Source organism: Microcoleus sp. AT8-A3, assembly GCF_036705675.1.
GTDB lineage: Bacteria > Cyanobacteriota > Cyanobacteriia > Cyanobacteriales > Microcoleaceae > Microcoleus.
In genome coordinates, this window is record NZ_JAUBVD010000010.1 from 100,817 (window position 1) to 121,277 (window position 20,461).

The 20,461-nt window shown below is 45.3% G+C and carries 21 protein-coding genes and 1 pseudogene; 10 read left to right on the forward strand and 12 right to left on the reverse strand.

The genetic code is table 11. The features are described from left to right. Positions 1 to 68: 68 nt before the first annotated feature. The gene (gene pdxA, locus QUB51_RS08570; protein ID WP_333260585.1) at positions 69 to 1,166 is read right to left on the reverse strand and encodes a 4-hydroxythreonine-4-phosphate dehydrogenase PdxA; all 1,098 of its coding nucleotides are present in this window, start codon (positions 1,164 to 1,166) and stop codon (positions 69 to 71) included. A gap of 354 nt (positions 1,167 to 1,520) precedes the next feature. Between pdxA and petM the strand changes: the two genes are divergently transcribed. From petM to QUB51_RS08595, 5 genes are all read left to right on the forward strand, one after another. After that, on the forward strand, positions 1,521 to 1,625 hold the full coding sequence (petM, locus tag QUB51_RS08575; protein ID WP_172189541.1) for a cytochrome b6-f complex subunit PetM: 105 nt from the start codon (positions 1,521 to 1,523) through the stop codon (positions 1,623 to 1,625). A 197-nt stretch (positions 1,626 to 1,822) separates the two neighbouring features. Beyond that, complete coding sequence (locus tag QUB51_RS08580) at positions 1,823 to 2,800, forward strand: NmrA family NAD(P)-binding protein (protein ID WP_333053557.1); 978 nt, start codon at positions 1,823 to 1,825, stop codon at positions 2,798 to 2,800. 1 nt (position 2,801) lies between these two features. Further along, complete coding sequence (locus QUB51_RS08585) at positions 2,802 to 3,719, forward strand: NAD(+) kinase (protein WP_333053556.1); 918 nt, start codon at positions 2,802 to 2,804, stop codon at positions 3,717 to 3,719. Positions 3,720 to 4,076: 357 nt separating this feature from the next. Continuing rightward, the gene (locus tag QUB51_RS08590; protein WP_333053554.1) at positions 4,077 to 4,295 is read left to right on the forward strand and encodes a hypothetical protein; all 219 of its coding nucleotides are present in this window, start codon (positions 4,077 to 4,079) and stop codon (positions 4,293 to 4,295) included. Next, positions 4,288 to 4,680, forward strand: a complete 393-nt coding sequence (locus tag QUB51_RS08595; RefSeq protein WP_333145301.1) for an aspartyl protease family protein — start codon at positions 4,288 to 4,290, stop codon at positions 4,678 to 4,680. The genes QUB51_RS08590 and QUB51_RS08595 overlap by 8 nt, the downstream gene beginning before the upstream one ends. 253 nt (positions 4,681 to 4,933) lie before the next feature. Here QUB51_RS08595 and QUB51_RS08600 read toward each other — a convergent pair whose 3' ends face one another. The 6 genes and pseudogenes from QUB51_RS08600 to QUB51_RS08625 form a co-directional block, all read right to left on the reverse strand. Next, complete coding sequence (locus QUB51_RS08600; protein ID WP_333260582.1) at positions 4,934 to 5,359, reverse strand: hypothetical protein; 426 nt, start codon at positions 5,357 to 5,359, stop codon at positions 4,934 to 4,936. Positions 5,360 to 5,640: 281 nt separating this feature from the next. Continuing rightward, positions 5,641 to 6,663, reverse strand: a complete 1,023-nt coding sequence (locus QUB51_RS08605; protein WP_333260579.1) for an AbiTii domain-containing protein — start codon at positions 6,661 to 6,663, stop codon at positions 5,641 to 5,643. Positions 6,664 to 6,987: 324 nt separating this feature from the next. Beyond that, the gene (locus tag QUB51_RS08610) at positions 6,988 to 7,296 is read right to left on the reverse strand and encodes a DUF5615 family PIN-like protein (RefSeq protein WP_333393006.1); all 309 of its coding nucleotides are present in this window, start codon (positions 7,294 to 7,296) and stop codon (positions 6,988 to 6,990) included. Positions 7,297 to 7,316: 20 nt separating this feature from the next. Further along, positions 7,317 to 7,548: pseudogene (locus QUB51_RS08615) on the reverse strand (DUF433 domain-containing protein). A 143-nt stretch (positions 7,549 to 7,691) separates the two neighbouring features. Continuing rightward, entirely contained in the window at positions 7,692 to 8,603 is a 912-nt protein-coding gene (gene era / locus QUB51_RS08620) for a GTPase Era (protein ID WP_333260640.1), read from the reverse strand. A gap of 68 nt (positions 8,604 to 8,671) precedes the next feature. Further along, the gene (locus QUB51_RS08625) at positions 8,672 to 8,845 is read right to left on the reverse strand and encodes a hypothetical protein (protein WP_333053533.1); all 174 of its coding nucleotides are present in this window, start codon (positions 8,843 to 8,845) and stop codon (positions 8,672 to 8,674) included. A gap of 267 nt (positions 8,846 to 9,112) precedes the next feature. On the opposite strand from QUB51_RS08625, the gene QUB51_RS08630 reads away from it, so the two are divergent. Continuing rightward, on the forward strand, positions 9,113 to 9,544 hold the full coding sequence (locus QUB51_RS08630) for a hypothetical protein (protein WP_333208954.1): 432 nt from the start codon (positions 9,113 to 9,115) through the stop codon (positions 9,542 to 9,544). Positions 9,545 to 10,109: 565 nt separating this feature from the next. Here QUB51_RS08630 and QUB51_RS08635 read toward each other — a convergent pair. Beyond that, on the reverse strand, positions 10,110 to 10,382 hold the full coding sequence (locus tag QUB51_RS08635) for a hypothetical protein (RefSeq protein WP_333053531.1): 273 nt from the start codon (positions 10,380 to 10,382) through the stop codon (positions 10,110 to 10,112). 252 nt (positions 10,383 to 10,634) lie between these two features. Between QUB51_RS08635 and QUB51_RS08640 the strand changes: the two genes are divergently transcribed. The 4 genes from QUB51_RS08640 (at position 10,635) to QUB51_RS08655 (ending at position 13,227) form a co-directional block, all read left to right on the forward strand. Beyond that, positions 10,635 to 11,192 (forward strand): NUDIX hydrolase, encoded by a 558-nt coding sequence (locus tag QUB51_RS08640; RefSeq protein WP_333208956.1) that lies wholly within the window; start codon positions 10,635 to 10,637, stop codon positions 11,190 to 11,192. Positions 11,193 to 11,273: 81 nt separating this feature from the next. Beyond that, a complete protein-coding gene (locus QUB51_RS08645) occupies positions 11,274 to 12,029 on the forward strand; it encodes an ATP-binding cassette domain-containing protein (protein WP_333208958.1) in 756 nt (251 codons plus the stop codon). A 52-nt stretch (positions 12,030 to 12,081) separates the two neighbouring features. Beyond that, the gene (locus QUB51_RS08650) at positions 12,082 to 12,543 is read left to right on the forward strand and encodes a DUF29 domain-containing protein (RefSeq protein WP_333053528.1); all 462 of its coding nucleotides are present in this window, start codon (positions 12,082 to 12,084) and stop codon (positions 12,541 to 12,543) included. 33 nt (positions 12,544 to 12,576) lie between these two features. After that, complete coding sequence (locus QUB51_RS08655; RefSeq protein ID WP_333208960.1) at positions 12,577 to 13,227, forward strand: ABC transporter permease; 651 nt, start codon at positions 12,577 to 12,579, stop codon at positions 13,225 to 13,227. On the opposite strand, the gene QUB51_RS08660 is transcribed toward QUB51_RS08655, so the two are convergent. From QUB51_RS08660 to QUB51_RS08675, 4 genes are all read right to left on the reverse strand, one after another. Continuing rightward, the gene (locus QUB51_RS08660) at positions 13,214 to 13,849 is read right to left on the reverse strand and encodes a DUF1802 family protein (protein ID WP_333260571.1); all 636 of its coding nucleotides are present in this window, start codon (positions 13,847 to 13,849) and stop codon (positions 13,214 to 13,216) included. The two genes, QUB51_RS08655 and QUB51_RS08660, sit on opposite strands and share 14 nt — an antisense overlap. A 116-nt stretch (positions 13,850 to 13,965) precedes the next feature. Further along, a complete protein-coding gene (locus QUB51_RS08665) occupies positions 13,966 to 15,246 on the reverse strand; it encodes a glycosyltransferase family 4 protein (protein ID WP_333053633.1) in 1,281 nt (426 codons plus the stop codon). Between the two features lie 222 nt (positions 15,247 to 15,468). After that, positions 15,469 to 16,197, reverse strand: a complete 729-nt coding sequence (locus tag QUB51_RS08670; protein ID WP_333053524.1) for a class I SAM-dependent methyltransferase — start codon at positions 16,195 to 16,197, stop codon at positions 15,469 to 15,471. Positions 16,198 to 16,335: 138 nt separating this feature from the next. Continuing rightward, positions 16,336 to 20,461 (reverse strand): glycosyltransferase (locus tag QUB51_RS08675; protein ID WP_333260568.1); only part of this gene is annotated, 4,126 nt, incomplete at its 5' end.

Genomic DNA, 20,461 nt, shown 5'->3' on the forward strand with positions numbered 1-20,461 from the left:
TTGCCGCCTCACCCCAGCGAAAATCAATAGGAATGACACAATTTTTCCGAGTGTCTGGCGTACTAAAGCTATCGCCCTATTTTAACTGCTGTTCTGCGACTAGCCAACTGGGCCGCCAACTGCAATGCTGCCTTCATGCTGGAGGCATCTGCAATCCCTTGACCTACAATATCAAAAGCTGTGCCGTGATCGGGAGATGTGCGGACAAAAGGCAAGCCAATTGTAGTGTTGACTGCTTTATCGAAAGCCATCAATTTTACGGGAATTAACCCCTGGTCGTGGTACATTGCCAAGTAACCGTCGTGGGCTTCTTTGCCTAAACCGTACCAAACTTTAGCCGGTTTTACCCACAGGGTATCAGGGGGCACTGGCCCGTCTAACTGCACTTGAGGAAAGCGATCGCGCTGCGTTTCCAACCAAGGTATCATCCAGTCTTGCTCTTCATTTCCCAGTTTGCCATTTTCGCCGCTGTGAGGATTTAAGCCAGAAATCGCAATTTTCGGTCTTTCCAGCCCAAAATCTTCCCGCAAACAGTCTATCAGTAATTCTAGTTTTTCACTCAGTAATTCTGGACTCAAAGCATCGGGGACTTGACGGAGGGAAATATGTGTGGTAGCGAGTAAAGTTACCAGCGTCCAGCCACTGTGGGGAGATGTGGCGGCAAACAGCATTCCGAACCGCTGCGATTTTGCCCTTTCTGCGAGGAGTTCTGTTTGTCCGGGATAATTGTAACCGGCAGCCTGCCAGCAAGTTTTGGAAATCGGGCCGGTCACGATCGCGGAGAATTCGCCGGCGATGGTACGGGCGATCGCACTTTCCATGTAAGCAAAGCTAGCCGCCCCGCTAGCTGCATTCCCGACACCGGGGACTATTTCGCCCCACTTGTTGTCTGGTTCAATATCAATAATATTTAATGTTTCGGGATTTGCCGCTTCTGCTGCGGGATTGGTCGATCGCAACTTATCGTAAGTTTGCTGCAAAACTCTCTTAGAGCCTATAACCGTTACCCTCAAACCAGCAGCGGGATCTGCCAAGGCCTTGATAATCACTTCCGGGCCAATTCCCGCCGGATCTCCCAGAGTTACAGCTAGTTTGGATTCCCGATCGAGACTCAAGGCAGTTTTCTCCAACAAAATACAGGAATTTCGGCACTGAAATTTTAGCATTCATGTACCGGGTTGACCCAAATTATATTATCTTTATCAGAAGATTGGGTTTAAAACCCCGTCTTTTTAGGACGGCTTTTTCCATTTTCAAGTAAAATAACACATTTATCTAAACAAATGAATATGGTACAATAAGCAGATCAGACAAGATTTAAAAACCTACCCCCGGACTGGGGGAAAGTCTACGCCCAAAACATTCACAGAGGAGATATGACTACACACCTATGTGCTTTTCGTGGTCAGCCTGGGAACCCTATTACTAGGGATATTAAGATCGAAATGTCTTAAGAATCCTCGTGCCTTCAGGGCGAGGAGTGTCAATTAATGCGATCGCCCAATTGAACAGATAAAATCATGAATCCTGAAATTTTCAATGCAGCCTTTTTGTCCTTTTCCCTAATTTTCGTGGGTATAGGTGGAGGCTTCCTCCTGCTCAAATTGCAAGGCGGCGAAGAATAAGTTTTTTTCAACCAATCCTTCAGAAGCCTTCTACCTTCTGCCTTCTAGAGTCTACTTGCTGCCGAAAGCAAGCCTTCTGGCGAATATCTCAAGCCTAAAATGAGAAAATTTCAGGTTTTTGTTAAGTTTTTATAAAAAACTTAACAAAAACCTGATACCATCTTATAGAAAGTTTAAGATTCATAATTAATCCCTAGATGACTTTATTGATTTTAGGTGCCACCGGCACTCTCGGCCGCCAAATAGCCCGCCGCGCCCTAGACGAGGGCTACCAGGTGCGCTGTTTAGTCAGAAGTTACAGAAAAGCTGCATTTTTGAAAGAATGGGGCGCTGAACTCGTACCGGGGAACCTTTGCCAGCCAGACAGTCTGCCTCCGGCCCTAGAAGGCGTCACTGCTATTATCGATGCAGCAACAGCCAGTGCAGCCGATTCTGTCAGCATCAAAAGAGTAGACTGGGACGGAAAAGTATCGCTGATCCAAGCAGCAGCAGCAGCAGGCATCAAGCGTTACATATTCTTTTCCTTTCTCGACGCTGAGAAATATCCCCAAGTCCCCTTGTTGGAAATCAAGCGCTGTACCGAATTGTTCTTAGCAGAATCCGGTTTAGACTACACAATCTTGAGACCTTGCGGCTTTTTGCAAGGACTGCTGAGCCTGTATGCAATGCCGATTTTGGACAATCAGGCAGTCTGGCTGCCCAACAAGCCATCCGCCCTTGCCTACATGAACACTCAGGACGTTGCTAAATTTGCCGTCCGGGCCCTTTCCGTTCCCGAAACCGAGAAAAAAAGCTTTCCGGTGGTGGGAAATCGCGCTTGGGATGCTGACGAAATCGTGCGGTTGTGCGAACGGCTGTCAGGGAAGGAAGCCAAAATTACGCGCACCCCAGATGTCTTGTTGCAGGCTACTCGTAAATTAGCTACCTTCTTTCAGTGGAGTTGGAACGTAGCTGACAGATTGGCTTTTTCAGAAGTTTTGGCAGCCGGAAAACCCTTGAAAGCTCCGATGGATGACGTTTACAGTGTCTTCGGAATCGACCCCAAAGAAACTACTACTTTGGAGTCTTATCTCGAAGAATACTTTAATCTGATCATGAAGAAGCTCAAGGAAATAGAGTACGAGCAGCTTAAAACTAAAAAACGGAGTAAACAAAAAATGCCCTTTACATTTTAAAGTGCCGAAAGCTGGGATTATATACAACGACGTTAAACCTGTGGCTTGTCGCATCGCCGCAGAGTTAGAAGACAAGCTGACTGCCCGCGGCTGGGAGGTTTGCTCGGTTTCTGGTTCGGGAGGAATTCTGGGCTATTCTAGCCCCGATCGCCCCCTGTGCCACACTCAGATCGAACAACTCGTCCCCCCCGGTTTTGACAGCGACATGGAGTTTGCAGTGGTTTTGGGCGGCGACGGTACGGTGCTGTCGGCATTTCGCCAAGTCGCTCCGATTGGAGTGCCGCTGCTGACTGTCAATACCGGTCACATGGGCTTTTTGACAGAAACTTACCTGAACTTGCTGCCGCAAGCTTTGGAAAAGGTAATCGCTGGAGAATACGAAATAGAAGAAAGATCGATGCTGGCGGTGCGGTTGTTTCGAGAAAACGACTGCCTCTGGGAAGCCCTTTGTCTCAATGAAATGGTGCTGCACCGGGAACCGCTAACTTGTATGTGTCATTTTGAAGTGGCGATCGGGCAACACGCCTCTATTGACATTGCCGCAGATGGAGTCATCATCGCGACTCCCACAGGATCGACGGCTTACGCGCTGTCTGCCGGCGGGCCTGTGATCATTCCCGGAGTGCCGGTGTTGCAGTTGCTGCCTATTTGCCCGCATTCAATGGCTTCGCGGGCTTTGGTGTTTTCCAACACCGAGCCGATCAAGATTTTGCCGGCGAGTCCGACCCGCCTGGTAATGGTGGTAGATGGTAACGGCGGATGTTATGTTCTGCCCGAAGATTGGGTGCAAGTCGAGCGAGCTCCGTACCCAGCCCGCTTTATTCGGGTGCAATCTTTTGAGTTTTTCCACATTTTGCGGGAAAAATTGGGCTGGGGCTTGCCTCACATTGCTAAACCGAGTTCGGTTGAGTTGCCTTGATATTTGTTGGTAATAAGCGGAGGGCTAAAGTCCCGTCAATCGATTTTAGATTTTCGATTTTCGATTTTCGATTGACTTGCGCGAGATAAATGCGGGGGCTTGAGGATTTTCGATTTTCGATTTTGGATTGATTCCACGGATAAATCACGTGGCGGGTACCATCAAGAAATTCGTGGTCACTTCGGCTACGCTCAGTACGTCGCCTTTTAGGGCGGCTTTTTCTTTGTTTTTGGGCAGGATAAAGTTTGATCGGAATCTCCTACGGAATCCTTAATTCTCGATCGAGATTCCGAATCATCTCCAAACTCAGGCAGCGTTTATGATAGATGTATTCTCGTACTTCTGGGAGTTTAAACCATGTCTCTCGCTGAGTTAATACCTTTGGTGAACAATCTGAGCCAGTCAGACAAATTATCACTCTTCAAACTCCTAGCAGTGCAAATCCCAGACGCTGAACTACAAGTCATCTTTTCTGCATCAGAGTATCCGGTTCGATCGCTCTACGATGCAACGGAAGCGGCAAACATTATGATGCAGATGATTCGAGACGATCGAGAGGCATCTACTCATGCCTAGTTCGATCGAGTTTCCCTTTTCTGACGATGAAGCATTACCCACGATTCCCATCACTCTGATTCATGCAGGCTTTTCTGTCTCGGCGAATGCACTGCTAGATACTGGGTCTGCGGTCAATCTATTACCTTATGACATTGGTCTGCAATTGGGTGCAATTTGGGAGGAACAAACTGTCCGCTTGCCATTGGCTGGAAATCTGGCAACGGTTGAGGCGCGGGGTGTATTTGTAGATGTTCAAATTGGGAATCTGGAACCCGTTCGCCTAGCATTTGCTTGGGCACAAGCCTCTCAGGTTCCATTAATTCTCGGGCAAACCAACTTCTTTCGAGAATTTGATGTTTGTTTTGTGCGATCGCGAGGCACGATCGAAATTATTCGCTTCTAATAAGCGTCGATGCAGAACTCGGAGTTTTATTTATAGCTTAACTCTCGATCGAGCTTCCCAATCATCTCCAAAGTCAGGCAGCGTTTGCGAGATAACGACCCCGTTCACCCGCCGCAGACAACCTCGCAAACTCAACTAATAGACTTTGTACGGTCGGTGTGCAACGGGATTGTTCGACTGTTCTTTACGATGCAATGTTTAATAAATTCTATATACCTCTCAATCCCAGCAGGCGAGTTACAAAAATGTTGGTTTAGGAATTTTCAACAATATATTTTTCAAGTTGAAGAATTGCTTGATCGATCGCTGTGATAACTGCATCAACCGTATTTTTCTGTTCTTCTAGCGGTGCAAGCTGTTGAGCCAAATCGCGACGAGCCGCATCACGATTCCCAGTTTGAAGAGTTCGCACAAGGCTGCCAAGACTACCGCCACCTCTAACCTTAGAGCCTTGTTGACGAATTTTGTCGGTGTATTCTGCGCGAATCATTTTTTGTTGTTGGGTTAGTTCTCTTTTTACCAAAGCATATTCTTTCTTCTTGAGCTTCAGCGTTTTGATCTTTAGTTTAGCTTCTGGCAATGATTGAACTGAAATATTAAGTTCTTCTGGGGGGGGGGATTGTTGGATTTTTGGGTTGCCATATTTTAGGGTTAACATTGCCATTTTTAGATTTGACATGGGTTTCTCCTTGGTTGGTTTTGGTACTATTTTAACGATTTACACAAACATCTTTTTTTGGGATCTACTAGCTTGTTGCATGGGTGCGCGATCGAAGCGTATCTATTTATTCTACCAATTTTCTGTAGGTCAAGCTCTTGATCGAGATTCCGAATCATCTCCAAGGTCAGGCAGCGTTTACGAGATAACTGTGCCCATCACCCGCCGCAGATAACCTTTGCATCATAACCGATCAACTTTTGGCGGTCGGCGTGCATGGGCGTTGTTATGCTGCTAGAACGCTAACCACCTGGTTGTAGCCAACCTTTGATAGCCGACTTGACAACTTTGAGATATTTGTTTTCTAAAATGAACTCGTCGATTGCTGTTTCACCGCTTGCCTGGAGCGCACCTGCGACACGACGCTTAAAACTTGGAGTAGTTTCATCATTAACATAAGCAACTTTTTCTGACTCAGTTGCAGTTGGGTTCGTCTGCTCCAACTGATTCAAGAGTTGCTGAAATTCCTCGGCTGCTTCAGCAAGAGTCCTCCGCGACTCAGATAAATGGATATGCTGATTTGCCTGCTGCCGCGCATTGCCAGAAACTTTGTTTGCGAAATTAGCAACGTTTGCTTCGCGAAGGTCATTGCTGAATGATTCTGAGCTTGATTGACTTTCTGATGAAGAATTTTGCATTTGTGACTGTCTTATATCGATTTGGATAAAACTACTATAATCATTCTTGGCAGCGATCTGTTTTTCTTCTTGGGAAAAAGTCATTTCTTCGCCTAAAATCCCATCTTCCTCTAATTTCAATGACCAGTTAATAACGACATCCCGTACAGCCTCTAGCACACCTGTTGCTTGTGATATATCCATATGTATTTGCATTTCAAATGGAATGTCATGGTAATCTCTTAAAATTTCTTCCAATGCTGGTGGCATGACAATTAAAGAGGAGTTTTTATCCTTCCCAGTTTCAACAAGTGTTTCTATTTCACTGATTGGTTGAAGAACAGGTTGTTTAGATATGAACTCGTGAATCTGAGGATTAACTATGACTGGTATCCATCCGACATAAGGATTACGTGCCTTTAACTCTCCAAACATGAAGCGATATTGAGGGAGATATGATATCTCAGGATAGCCATTAAGTTCTTTTTCTACCCATTGCTGAAACTCCTGAATATTGAGTTTCCTTGCAACAACCAAAGCTTTTCGTAGTAGAAGTAACACGGAGATTTCTGGATTAAGCGCATCTCTTTGTAGTTCCAAAACTAATGAACCCATAAAGCTTCGTTGACCTTGCTTCAAAAACTGCATGTTTATTCTACCGTGTCATTTAAATTACTCTTTTGAATTGCCCTGCCGATAATTTTAAAGTGCTGCCCTAACCGATAGCCCAGCATCATAACTTATAATTATGTTGCAGTTGCGGTACAATACTGCATATATTCTCAAGATACCGCATATCGATGACGTATGTCAACCGCTTCTTACTCCCCATCAGAATCTCCTTTCCTCGATCGAGTTCGCCACATGATTTGACTCAATCACTTAAGCCGTCGCACTGAAAAAAGCTATCTTTATTATATTTTAGATGAGAGAGCATTTAGAGTCGATCGCACACCCTCGGCGATCGGTGCATTATGATAAAGCAAGCAGCGATAAAGTCTCATCTTCATAAAATAACTCGATCGCGTTAAAATTCCGACGCAGCAAATTTTCAATTTGCAATGTCGAACAGTTTCCCAGGCGAAGCCAAATAACTTTCGGTGGGTTCCCAAATACTAAGCTCAGGTCGTGCATATCCGCGTCTTTCGAGACAATCATCAAATTATTGTTTTTTGCATAATCCCAAACTATTGGGTCGATCGTTGCTTTCATTCCCACATCTCGAACGTGAAGCGAATTTGGGAAAATATCGCTCAAACGATTCGGCAACTTGGGCAACAAATTTTAATCAAAAAGTAATTTCATGCGGATAATGGAGCGGTCATAAACCGACGCTCACGGTCAGCAGCATAAGCTATGCAGGCTTTTAAATCTTCTCGCGTCAAATCGGGAAAATCGCCCTTGAATTTCTGCTTCGGTCATCTCGGAAGCCAGGTACTCAAGCACTTCATAAACAGTAATTCGCAAGCCGCGTACACAAGGCTTACCACCGCGTTTATTTGCTTCGATCGTGATGTGGTTTCGGTAGTTCATAGTTGGAATTATCGTCCTTGTGTTCTCGACCTTTGCAAAATCCTAGCCTATGGCTGCGGATCTCGCAAAGTTGTCAATCTTGTTTTTAATCTGCTTCTGAACACATCAAGATTAAGAGAGGAAAACTGCCAACAGATAAAGTTTTATTCTTCTACCCGATAGCCCAATTCCGCCAAACGAGTGCGAGACTGCCGCCACTTCGGCTGCACCTTGACAAATAACTCCAAATACACTTTACCTTCAATTAACTTTTGAATCTGTTCGCGCGCCGCACTGCCGATCGACTTGAGCATACTGCCGCTTTTACCGATTAAAATGCCTTTTTGGGAATCCCGTTCGACGTGAATTGTCGCCAGAATGCGCGTAATCTTTGCTTCTTCTTGAACTATGTCGATCGCGATTGCTACAGAATGCGGCACTTCTTCCCGCGTCAGCAGCAAAATCTGTTCCCGAATCAATTCGCCCATAATAAAGCGTTCCGGCTGGTCAGTCACCAAATCGGGCGGATAATAATAAGGCCCAACGTCCAAATGTTCGATTAACAATTGTTGCAGCGGCTCGACACCCTCGCCAGTGAGAGCGGAAAATTTTACTACAGGCCACTCAGGATTGACAATTTGCTCGTAAGTTCGATCGATCAACACGGAATCCTCCGGTTGTTCGTCCAACTTATTCATCCCCAAAATCACCGGAACTTTGCAATTGCTGAGAATTTCGACAATATATCGATCGCCCCCTCCCGATTCCACCGAACCATCCACCACAAATAGCACGACATCCACCGACTGAATCGCTGTGCGGGCATTCTGCACCAAAACCTTGCCCAATTCGTGATGTGGCTTGTGAATTCCGGGAGTATCTACAAAAATAATTTGTGCTTCCGGTGTCGTTAGGATGCCCCGCAGCCTGTTACGCGTCGTCTGAGACACCGGCGAAGTAATCGCAATTTTCTGCCCCACCAACTGATTCATCAGCGTTGATTTTCCGACATTCGGGCGTCCGACAATACCCACAAAGCCGGATTTGTAACCCGCCGGAGCCGCGGGAACACCCATAATGCCCGATACGTCGATAAATTTACTATCTTCCACTAAAATCACCTATTTTCAAGCCCCTTCTCTGTCTATTGTCGCCTGAAAATACTCAAACGCCCATCGATGCACTGTAGCATCTTTCTCGCCCTGGTATAGCGCGCCACACTCAAACCTCGATCGAGCCACAAACCAGTGTTAAAACAGGATACGCGATCGGCAAAACTTGATATCTGAGACAAAATTTGATAAAGTTCCAATGACATCGCTCAAAAATGAATCATTCTGGTAAAACCGACTCCCCAATGCTGTAACAACTTCAGATGTGTAAATATCTAACTCAACTGAAACTTTTCTACAGTTGGTCAGGCCAACCAGTTTTAACATTTTTGAGAATGTTTGGTAATAAATTAGGTAAGTTGAACTCAAACTCAAAAGCTCAATATCATCAGGCGCTTTCTCAATAAAAGCTAGTGTATTTTGAGCATACCTAAATTAGTGCTAATCGTCATAAAGTTGAGGAGATGAATCGAATGAAATCGAAATTATTTTGGAGTGTCTGCACCGTTTTGGTAGCAAGCTTGCCTGTTCCCGCCTTAGCTCAAACAAGCCCTCCCACCAGCCCTCAAGCAGGTATTGACTACAAGGGTGGATCGAAGAAATACCAGTTAGTACCGGGCAGAATCCAGGACAGAACCTTGCCCAGAGCCTTTGATTTTCCAATTATTACCAATGTTGGTACTGACACTAGCATCACCTCGGATTTCCTAATTACCGATCAGTTTCGCGCCCCAGCGGGTCGTACAGAATACACCGGAGCTCTCACCGCCTGGGCAGCATCAATCAGAGAATGTCTGGCAAAACAACCACTCTTGATTCGAGCCAGCACCAAGAACCCGATTCAGATTAATGGTAGAGTAGGCACGATTGTCAGAAACGCAAATAACCGTGCAGTTTGCAAATAAGCCAGCAATATCACAGGGGCTAAATTGACCGTAATTGCTGTAAGGGCGGGTTCACCAATATCTCCCATGCAAGCATCGATACAGTAAACCCGTCACCGCAGCGATATTGGGGTCAATCGAAGCCAGTTGATATAACTTCCGCTATCTAAAGATAAAAACTAGAGAGTGTTTTTGAACAAAAAGAGCAATAGAAAACCTATTGCTCTTTTTGTTGGCGAAATTTCTATTAATATCTATTAGGACTTATACAGCGGATTCCCGGTTTATAAAGTACACCCCAGAAACCGGGTTTCTTCTGGATTTCTCGCCAGAAACCGGTTTTATTCAAGAAACCCGGTTTCTCTGTACTTCACTTACCTGGAAAGTGCTGTATGATATCGGCTGAAACGACATCATAATAAGAGGTTTGTAGTGAGGAATGCAAGTCCTTATCAAAGTTTAAGGACTTGCATTCCTCACTGCAAACGACATTATTACGCAGAAACCAGCTTGTTTCCCAAAAATCCCGTTGAACCGGAGGGATATGGATTTTAACACCTGGTTTATCAAAGTTTGTCTGCGTAATTCACGATTTAGGAGCGCAAAATTCATGTGTACTCAGTAAAATTTCGCCATAATCAGGAATCCAAGCTAGCCACTGTTCTTCCGAAGATTCACACAACAGCCACGCTTCGTCAAAGCTGAATGCGGTTGGCGGGTTGAACAATTTAACCCACATAGAAGGAGTCAATTTTGGTGCAGGTACGGCGCAGCCAAATCTTTCCCAGTCGCGGACATTGGCGAAGCTTCCGGGCGTTGGTTGGGATTGCCAAGTACGAATATCTGTTTGCAGTTTCATCACAACTCCTTTTGGGCTAAGACTCTGAACCAGGTCGGGGTTGCAACAACCCAGAGCGACGGCGCAGATAAACTTTGATTATGTAGTCTATGTTACCGAATTATCTAGGCGAATGTGTAGGGTTGTAGCAAAAATTTACAATCGAGAGGAAAAAACGGGTTCAAAGCTGAAAAGGTCGATCGGCTATTGTTGCGCTCGGCAACGATCGCCTACCATAGCAAACAACATCTGATTTATTCCAAAAATTCCCACATGAACCAAACTGCAAAATCCCAGTGGAAAACTCTAGATCGCTTTGTAGAGATCAACTCTCATTGGGTAAAACTAATCGCCGAACATCTCGAAACAACCGAAGGAAAAACAGTAGAATATTGGCGAGTAGAAAGAGCAGATTCAGTTGTAATCTTGACAATTCAAGCTGACAAATTGCTGTTTCCCCCACCGATGTATCGCCCCGGCGTGGCAGAAGCAACCCTCGATTTTCCCGGCGGTCGCGTACCAGCCGAAGCCACGCCAGCAGCAGCCGTTCCAGCTATAATCAAGAAAGAACTAGGCGTGGCAGAAAGTGCGATCGCCCGCCTCGAACCGATTAACAATATCGGCTGGGCGATAAACAGCTCATTCTCCAATCAAAAACTCTACGGTTTTGTTGCAGAATTGCACCCGACAGCAACAGTAAACCCCGAATTTATCGGTGCTGAATATCCTGTCACCCCAGACGGAATTCGCGACTTGCTCAAAAAATTAACTTGCCTCCAATGTCGAGCCTTACTGCTAGAATGGCAAAACCAAGACAATTTTAGATTTTAGATTTTAGATTTTAGATTTTGGATTGTCCCGCGACGCTAGCCAATTGACGATTTATTAAAACCAAAATCACCGGAACTAATCATGCCTCTCAATAATGAAGTTGCTGTCGAATGCCTCGACGTGACATATCGCCTCAACCGCAGGCATTTAGTAGACAAACTCAATTTCAAAGTGCTGCAAGGAGAAGTTTTAGTATTGCTGGGACGCAGCGGGAGTGGCAAAACTACTACCATGAAATTGATTAACAATTTACTAACGCCAAGCAGCGGCGAAGTTCTTGTCATGGGAAAACCGACAACTCAATGGAACCCAATTCAACTGCGCCGAAAAATTGGTTATGTCATTCAAGAAATTGGTTTGTTTCCCCATTTTACCGTCGAGCAAAACGTCGGTTTAGTGCCAAGATTAGAAGGTTGGGAGGGCGATCGTATTCAATCTCGCGTCCGCCAACTGTTAGAATTAGTCAACCTCGACCCCCAGCACTTCGCCAAACGCTATCCGCATCAGTTATCCGGCGGACAGCGGCAGCGGGTAGGCGTCGCCAGAGCACTGGCGGCTGACCCTCCGATATTGTTAATGGATGAACCGTTTGGTGCTTTAGACCCGATTACTCGTCTGGAATTACAGCGGGAATTCGGTCAATTACAGCAGCAACTTGGCAAAACTGTGATTTTTGTGACTCACGGCATTCAAGAAGCTTTTTTGTTAGCTTCTAGAATTGGTTTGATGCAAGATGGACGGTTGATTGAATTGGCAACACCTGATGATTTTCTCAAATCTCAGCATCCAGAAGCGGGGGCATTTCTTGAATGTTTGCAAGTAGCTAAATTTGAATAATTTAGCAAAAATTTGATAATATAGTTTTAGTAACTAAGCTGATAATCAAACGATGCACAGTCTTTACGAGACAGACTTCTATGCTTGGACGCAAGAACAAGCCAAGTTACTTCGCAAGTGTCAGTGGAGTCAACTTGACTTGCCAAATTTAATTGAGGAGATTGAATCTTTGGGCAAACAGGAACGTCAAGAACTTAGAAATCGTTTGAGCATTTTGCTGGGACATTTGCTGAAGTGGCAATATCAGCCCCAGCAGCGGAGTCGTAGCTGGTTGTCTACAATTCGAGTGCAGCGGCGGGACACTCAGAGACTGATACAAGATAACCCAAGTCTGAAACCTTACTTGCAAGAAGCTTTCCAAGAAGCTTATCAAAACGGTAGAGATTTGGCAGTAGGAGAAACCGATTTGCCTCTCAAAACATTTCCTCAAAATTGCCTTTACAGCTTAGAGGAAATTTTGGACTCTCGCTTCTATCCTGGTGAACCAAGTCCTGAAATAGAAAATGATTTATAAGGTTGACAGCAATCAGCAAGAACCAATTACCTAATGATAATTTTTATCAACCGCTATGGCGCTGAGATAATTCAGCGCGCCAGTGAACACTTATATTTAGTAACTGTTGCAATTTTTATCGCTATTATTGTGGGGATGCCCCTGGGAATTTTAGCCACGAGAAAACCTAAATTGAAAAAGCCAATTTTGGGATTTGCTAATATTATGCAAACAATTCCCAGTTTAGCTTTGTTTGGCTTGCTAATCCCGGTGCCGGTAGTGGGTGGAATAGGCGATCGCACGGCAATTATCGCCCTCACTCTGTATTCTTTACTGCCTATTATCCGCAATACTTATACTGGGATTGTCGGCGTCGATCCAGCGATTACGGAAGCGGGAAGAGGCATGGGGATGACTGATATGCAACTGTTATGGCAAGTGGAAATTCCCCTGGCGCTGGGCGTGATTCTGGCGGGGGTGCGAGTTGCTGCGGTAATTGCGATCGGACTCGCTACAATCGCCGCTGCAATTGGTGCCGGCGGCTTGGGGGTGTTTATTTTCCGGGGCGTTGCTACCGTCAACAATCAGTTACTTTTGGCTGGGGCAATTCCGGCCGCTTTAATGGCCTTAGCTGCGGATTTTGGGCTGGGTTGGGTAGAAGCGCGCCTCTCGAAAAGTACATTAAAAACTCTTAATGAGGACTAAAATCCTGGCTACCTTCCGTCAGCGTTGTCACTCTCTGCGAACCCGAAGCATTCGCAGGATTTGCTATCAGATTGCGGATTTCATTTGACCGTTCAATGTACTCGCGATCGCTCAAAACAGCTTGGCTTCCCTCCAGGGAAATAGCATCGGCCAAATCGATCCAAGAACGGCAACCGCCGTATTCAGGAATGTAGGGAATTTCGCGGATTTCTGCAAGGCGATAAGCCCGCAGCAATAAAATATAAATTGGCTGAGTTTGTTTCCATTTCAGGCGATCGCTAACAAAATTTTCATTCCAAATATGGTAAGGAAATAGCGCAGTAATTGCCGGTTCCCAAGCTACCAAAAAAACATCAGTAATCTCCGCCCAACTGCCAATTCTAATAACTTCAGGATGCCAACCAGATTCAACTTTCTGGACTTGATGTGCAAACTCCGGCTTTAATAAATCCGGCTGTTGGTGTTCAAAAGTTGGATACAGCAAAACCTGTTTTTCAGTGACATTGAACTGTCCTGCTTGCTCGCGAATTCCCCCCTTCCGCAACAGCACAATGGTTTGACCTTGTTCCAAAGCATTAACTGCTACATTCCATTCTTTCAGCGCCCTAGTAGTTGATTTCATGGGAATTTATTTGGGTTTTAACAATAGTAACAAAAATGGTTACTTTCAAGCAAGTACAGCCATTTCTTCCTGTTAAAATTGGCGTAGTCCTGACTATGCAGGACTACCCTTTATTGCTAAATTCTCACTGCAAAAGATGCTGCTAATTCCCGTTCTGGTTCCATACCAACTGTAGGCGGCATGGAACGATTTGCTACTTGCTCGATCAGTTGTAAATGTTGCGGCAGCATTTTAGCTAAACTGTAGCGTTCTAGGGCGGTTTGACGGGCTTTGATGCGAATGTCTGCCATGCGGGTAGGATGGTCTAAAACTTCATCAATACGATCGGCTACTTGTTTCGGTGAGAAGTAATCGACTAGCAAACCGTTTTCTCCGTCGCGGATAACTTCTCTGACTGGCCCTGTGTCGGAACCGATTACTAAACATCCGGTTGATAGAGATTCAATCATCGACCAAGATAGCACAAAAGGTCTGGTCAAATAAACGTGTACGTCGGATGCTTGAATTACTTTTAAATACAGTCCGTAAGGTAGGGGGCCGACAAAGTGAACTCGCGACAAATCTAGCGGCACTTTTTTGAGCATATAGTCTTTGTAAGACTCGCCGTTGGGTAAAGAACGACCGTAACAAACTCTTTCTGAACCAACGATTACGACGTGACAGTTGGGGCGGCGTTCTTGTACATAGGCGATCGACTCAATGAATTCGGGAAAGCCCCGGTAAGGTTCCATTCCCCGTGAGACGTAGGTGACAATTTCATCAACGCCAGACAAGTCTAAGTTAGGCAAAACCAGTTTAGCACCGGGATCTGGTTTGAAGTAATCGGTATCTACGCCGTCGTGGAGTGTGGATAATTTTTGTTGTAATTCTGGGGGAAATTGCGATCGCTGCCAATAAGTGGGTGATAAACCCCAATCGCAAGAGTATAAATCGATCAAAATCGGCGCATTTTTGATTCTAATTCTGGCCATATCGTCAACTGTTAAAGGTTCCGCTGGGTCGAAATCTGCGTCGGAACCAATAGCATGATAAAACCACTCGAAATAGCACAAAAGCGGCGTATTTGGAAAAGCTTCTTTGACAAACAATGTCGGCCCCCAACCGGAATGTCCGCAGATAATATCAGGTACGAAACCGTCTGCTTTGAGTTGTTCTGCCATTCTAAATACGGCTTGTCCGTAGATGACGGCACTTTCTAAAGGGCGGACGTATTGGTGAGTCTGCGCGTGGGGTTCTCGGCTGGGGGTAAATGCTGCTTTGCGAACGCCGGGAATGTTCCACTCTGGGCGCTCGTTTTTAGTGCCGAAAACAATTTGATTTTTGGGATCTGCGCCTAATGCCGTGATAATGTGGCGGTATTGGGCGGGGAAGTTGGGATGGAGAAATAATGCTTTCATTGTCAGTTGTCTGTTGACTGTTGACTGTTGACTGTTGACTGTTGTCTGTTGTCTGTTGACTGATAACAATCTAAAATCTAAAATCGATTGACTGTTGACTGTTGACTGTTGACTGTTGACTGATAACAATCTAAAATCTAAAATCTAAAATCTAAAATCGATTGACTGTTGTCTGTTGTTAGTTGGAATAAAATATTTTGATTCGGCTAAAAAGCTTTGGTTTTATTCATGGGGGGTTGGCGCTTTGCAGATCCAGACGCAATCTCGCGGTACTGAAGATGTATTTTTCAGGATGATTTCATAGTTTAAATGATGGAGAAATTTTTCCATAATTGTATCAGTCATCACTGAAAATGCTGTGCCGTCTCTGTGCCCTAGCAAGTTTTTGTCCCACTCGCTGGCGAATTTTTGCCACCCTAATTCGCTAAAAATATTTGTGTGGTGAAACACGCAAATTCGATCGCCCCGCAGCAGTTTGGGAATTCGAGTCAGGTAGTTGAATATATCTACCGGCTCTACGTGTACCATTGTATCGTAACAAAAGCAGACATCCGCTGAACCTGGGGCGATGCCGTCTAATGTTAAACCGTCGAGTTTGACGTAAGAAACGCGATCGCACCCCAAGCGCGATCGGGCTGCTTGCAGCATTTGACTGGAAATGTCGGCACAAATTAGTCGATCGCAGTATTTCAGCAACAGCGAACCAGTTTTTCCCCCGCCGATACCAATTTCTAAAACCGTATGTTCTTTTTTGATGTACGGTGCAATAAATTGCTGTTCTATCAGCGCTTCGTATTCGGCTAAGGAGTTGGCGGCACCGGCAGCTTTACCTATCCATTCGTCGCCAATATAGGCAAGTTCGGCATTAGTTTTTTGCCACTGTTGGGCGTAACTGTCCCAGGCCCTTTCATAATCTACTCTTGGGCGATCGGTCATTTTATCATCGTTCATTTTTGATTATTTTATAGTATTGATGGCTCAATTTTCAATATGTTCCGCAATTCTTGGCAAATTATATTAAATCCTGCCAAAAGTCTACGAGGTGAGTTACTGCCCTTCACTGGGGGGGACGCTGGCACTGTAAAATGACTAATGACGGCTGAAATATGCTTCGCAAAAAATCTCTGCATAAGCTTGAGTCATTTCCTCAAAAGTATTAAGTGAATCCAAGACATATTTAGCGTTGTCAGCTAACTGCTGTCGCAAAGATTTATCCTCCAATAAACTAATCAAAGCTGCAACTAATTCGTCCGGGCGATCGGGCGTATAAAACAAACCATTAATTCCAGGCCGCACTTGTTCTTTAATCCCAAAAACTGGCGATGTAACAATTGGCAAATCGCAAGCCATCGCCTCCAAAATCACTCTTGGAAAACTTTCGACGCGAGAAGTGCAAACAAAAATATCAGCCGCTTTGTAATATTTTACCGTCTCCCCAGTTTCCGGGACTACTGTCACCCTTTGCCGCAACTCTGCTGGCAATTCCCCCACTAAATCGGCTAATTTATTGCTGTAAATACTGGGGCGATCGCCCACAATAAAACACCTAATTTTATTGTGCCATTTATCAGGTAAAAGTGAAAGTGCCTTAACTAAATCCTGCTGTCCTTTGCGTTCGCATACCGTTCCCAGCAGCAAAATTACCACATCTTCCGCCGCAACACCTAAAGTTTTTCTAGCTAATTCAGAATTATCCAAATTTTCCAATTTGCTTAAATCTAAGCCGTTGTGAATCACCGTAAAATTGTGGTGGCTGTTGAGAGGCAAATACCTGTCCCGCGTGGCATCCGCCACAAAAATAACTTTGTAAGGAAAGCGAAAACACTCTAAAGCTCTCGCCGCAATCTCCGAACCAAACCTGTTAAAATAAGTTTGCCAAGGTTCGCTTTCGTGCACGTTCCACACCACAGGAATTCCGAGTTGTCGCGCCGCATCAACTACAAAAAAGTTTTCTAAAGTATTGGCATAAATTGCATCTACTTTTAAACTGGCAATTTCTGTGCTAAAACTGCGGATAGCTTCATCATAAGCATCGCGCTGATAGATGTGTTCGAGAGGATTGTCGCGCACAATTACTTCAATTCCCTGCTGTTCGTAAGCTTGACGCAGGGGCCCGTCTGTGGTGCAAAGTACGATCGGCTTAACCACACCCTCAGCCGCCAATTTCACCGCGATTTCGTACTGATGCAGGGGCGCCCCAGTAAAATCCAGCGAATTGCTGCACATCAAAACTTTGATAGGATGAATCAAATTCTCTGCTTCTGCTTCCAACCAACCAGAATCACTAAATTTGCGTTCTTCCTTATCGGTTACATCCGTTACATCCGTTACATCCCGTACATTGCTCGTTGCCGAACCTTCTTCCTTCATAAAAACCCGTCGAGGTTGAATATGAAAATACTCATCTTCTAAAGACAAATGAGGACTGTAAAAACTGTCATTTTTGCCCGCATACTTACGCCTAAAAGCCGCCACTTCTTGAGGATTGTCGGTAAAACCCCTAGAAGTTCCTTCTTTGTGCAACAACTCCGCATCGGGACAATATACGCACCGATAACCCCGTTCTAACAATCGGTATCCGTAATCTACATCATTGTAAGCAACAGCAAAATTCTCCTCATCAAAACCGCCCAATTCTAAGAACAATTGACGTGGAGTAATCGTGCAAGCGGCTGTTACCGCAGAGTAATTTCGCGTTACCATCGCTTGAGAAAGATAGCCTCGATTATTCTTGTCCATCAGCTTAAAAGCGTGACCCGCCAAACCGTGATGCAGCCCGTGAATTACGCCCGCGTGCTGAATTCTGCCGTCGGGATATAACAGCCGCGCGCCGACTGCACCCACAGCGGGAATTTGAGCGTATCCCACCATTTGACTCAGCCAGCGGGGGTTAATTACTTCAGTATCGTTGTTCAAAAACAACACATATTCGCTGTCAACTTGTTCGACAGCGCGGTTGTTAATTGCTGCAAAACTAAACTTGCCCCCAGGATTTTTTATATGCAAAACTTGGCAATTTAATTGCTTTAAATATTCCAGAGTTTTCGGATCGTCGCTTTCGTTGTCGATAACGGCAACTTGATAATTTTTGTATGTTGTAGTTTCTAGAGAATCCAGACATGATTTCAGCAATTGGAGCTGATTTTTAGTAGGAATAATTACCGTTACTGACGGGCCGTTATCCGGGAAATCCTGGGCAAATATGCCCAAATTTTCTTTAATAGCCCATGCGTGCTGAGCGACATTGCCGTTAATTTGGCGGCGGTTTAGTGCGTCTTGAATGGCTTTTTGACCTGCGGAAAAACTGGCGGGTTTCGCGGCCCCAGATATGGCTGTAGAACCGGGTGCAGTTCGCCAGTGATACAGCACTAGCGGCAGGTGGGCGACGTGGCGAGAAATTTCGGTGGCTCTCAAGGCAAAATCGTAATCTTGCGAGCCTTCAAAACCTATCCGTAAACCGCCTATTTCTTCAAAAATGTGTCTTCTGACGGCGCACAAATGACCGAGATACATATAGGAAAGCAGCAGTTCCGGCGACCATTCCGGTTTGAATTGCGGGGCGAATCGGCGACCTTTGGTATCGATTTTGTCGTCGTCTGAGTATAGGAAATCGGTGGCTGGATGGGCGGCAAAATATAAGGCGACTTCGCCTAATGCGTCGGGAGTTAGTTCGTCGTCGTTGTCTAAAAACAGGATGATGTCGCCTGTTGCGAGGGCGGCGGCGCTGTTGGTTGCTGCGCTGATGTTGCCGTTTTCTGTACGAAATGTGATGCGGATACGATCGTCCTTTTGACCCCAGCTTTTCAAAGATTCAGCAACAGTTAAATCGGTGCTGCAATCGTCGGCAATGCAGAGTTCCCAGTTTGGATAAACTTGATTGATTACGCTGTCGATCGCACTTTCGAGAAAATCTATCTGCGGGTTGTAAACTGGCATTACTACCGAAATTTTTGGCAGGGGCTCCCGGCAGGATTTTAACCGAGAAATCAAATAATCGCGGGCGTGCTCGTTCCACTGATTCACCTCCAGCCAAGCGTCATATCTATCAATAGGTTGAGGCACCACAAAACCCGCAGGTGGCAGTAATTCCCCCGGCGCAGTAAACTGTTTTTGCTGCCGATAAATCTTCCCCAACTGGCGGAGCACTTTCACAATTTCCCAGGGCAAGGGCACAATTCTCCCAAGACGCTGTTTTCTCTCCCTCGCCCGCTGCTGAATAGCGGCTGTAAACCTTGATAACTCCTCAAACTTATCTGCACTTCGCTGCCAGATATGGTAGCGCCGGACTGTCAATATTTTAGGCGCTTGAAAAGACAAAATTTCCCCGGTTTCTAACTCAGCTTGCAGAGAAACGTGCCATTCCCCTGGCGGCAAATCGACAAGGGCCTCAAAACCGCTTTCCGAACTGTTAACCCAGTCGGGGAACACTTCGCCGACATCTTTTCGCCGCAAACCGTAGGCGCATTCTACAGAAGTATCGCCACACAATAAGCTTAATTTAGCAATTTTGCGATCGTGGTGGCAGCACCAACCTGCAAACAAAATTTGACCCTGACGCTGTTCCCACACCACCGGTACATCTAACGATGCTTGAATCGTTGAAACTAACAACGGATAAGCTGCCAACAAATGCCATTTACCTCGCTCATCTTGCGCTTCCAGTAGCACTTCGTGCCGTCCCGCAGGCGCTTCCAATTCAATTGTAAAACCTGAGTTCTTCGCAGCCGGAATATGAGAGTGTGCTAGCGCTATATCACTTCTATCTAGGCCGTAAACGCCCGCAAAACTCTGGTCTTTAATTCGGGCGCGGACTGCTGTAGTCTCTCTTTTTTGGTTAAAAACCCAGCCCACAATTAGCAGCTTGGAATCACAAACTTGCCAAGTAGTTGGTCGATCTAAGGAAAAAATAAATTTAGGGAACAAGTCGCGGATTTGGCGCTGAACTTCCCACAACTTTTCTCTCAGTTGCCACCCTAGTGAAGACTTGATGATAGCAAGTTCTGCCCGAAACTTTTCATTTTCCAGGCGGGAGTGTTCTAATTTTTCCTGAGTATCCTTTAATCTTTCCTGATTTTGACTTTGTGCTGTTTCTAACTGAATTAACTCAGCTAACTTTTGCTGCAATATAAATTCAGTTTCTTCAAATTGTACCTGAGTTTGCCCTAAGTCTGCTTCTAATTCTAATACTTTTGCTAAAGCTGTTTGAAATTGCGAT

Bases quoted from the DNA above. Each gene is read 5' to 3' on its own strand.
- pdxA (WP_333260585.1), bottom strand. From the start codon at position 1,166: ATGCTAAAATTTCAGTGCCGAAATTCCTGTATTTTGTTGGAGAAAACT.
- petM (WP_172189541.1), top strand. From the start codon at position 1,521: ATGAATCCTGAAATTTTCAATGCAGCCTTTTTGTCCTTTTCCCTAATT.
- QUB51_RS08580 (WP_333053557.1), top strand. From the start codon at position 1,823: ATGACTTTATTGATTTTAGGTGCCACCGGCACTCTCGGCCGCCAAATA.
- QUB51_RS08590 (WP_333053554.1), top strand. From the start codon at position 4,077: ATGTCTCTCGCTGAGTTAATACCTTTGGTGAACAATCTGAGCCAGTCA.
- QUB51_RS08595 (WP_333145301.1), top strand. From the start codon at position 4,288: ATGCCTAGTTCGATCGAGTTTCCCTTTTCTGACGATGAAGCATTACCC.
- QUB51_RS08600 (WP_333260582.1), bottom strand. From the start codon at position 5,359: ATGTCAAATCTAAAAATGGCAATGTTAACCCTAAAATATGGCAACCCA.
- QUB51_RS08605 (WP_333260579.1), bottom strand. From the start codon at position 6,663: ATGCAGTTTTTGAAGCAAGGTCAACGAAGCTTTATGGGTTCATTAGTT.
- era (WP_333260640.1), bottom strand. From the start codon at position 8,603: ATGGGTGTTCCCGCGGCTCCGGCGGGTTACAAATCCGGCTTTGTGGGT.
- QUB51_RS08625 (WP_333053533.1), bottom strand. From the start codon at position 8,845: ATGTCATTGGAACTTTATCAAATTTTGTCTCAGATATCAAGTTTTGCC.
- QUB51_RS08630 (WP_333208954.1), top strand. From the start codon at position 9,113: ATGAAATCGAAATTATTTTGGAGTGTCTGCACCGTTTTGGTAGCAAGC.
- QUB51_RS08635 (WP_333053531.1), bottom strand. From the start codon at position 10,382: ATGAAACTGCAAACAGATATTCGTACTTGGCAATCCCAACCAACGCCC.
- QUB51_RS08640 (WP_333208956.1), top strand. From the start codon at position 10,635: ATGAACCAAACTGCAAAATCCCAGTGGAAAACTCTAGATCGCTTTGTA.
- QUB51_RS08645 (WP_333208958.1), top strand. From the start codon at position 11,274: ATGCCTCTCAATAATGAAGTTGCTGTCGAATGCCTCGACGTGACATAT.
- QUB51_RS08650 (WP_333053528.1), top strand. From the start codon at position 12,082: ATGCACAGTCTTTACGAGACAGACTTCTATGCTTGGACGCAAGAACAA.
- QUB51_RS08655 (WP_333208960.1), top strand. From the start codon at position 12,577: ATGATAATTTTTATCAACCGCTATGGCGCTGAGATAATTCAGCGCGCC.
- QUB51_RS08660 (WP_333260571.1), bottom strand. From the start codon at position 13,849: ATGAAATCAACTACTAGGGCGCTGAAAGAATGGAATGTAGCAGTTAAT.
- QUB51_RS08665 (WP_333053633.1), bottom strand. From the start codon at position 15,246: ATGAAAGCATTATTTCTCCATCCCAACTTCCCCGCCCAATACCGCCAC.
- QUB51_RS08670 (WP_333053524.1), bottom strand. From the start codon at position 16,197: ATGAACGATGATAAAATGACCGATCGCCCAAGAGTAGATTATGAAAGG.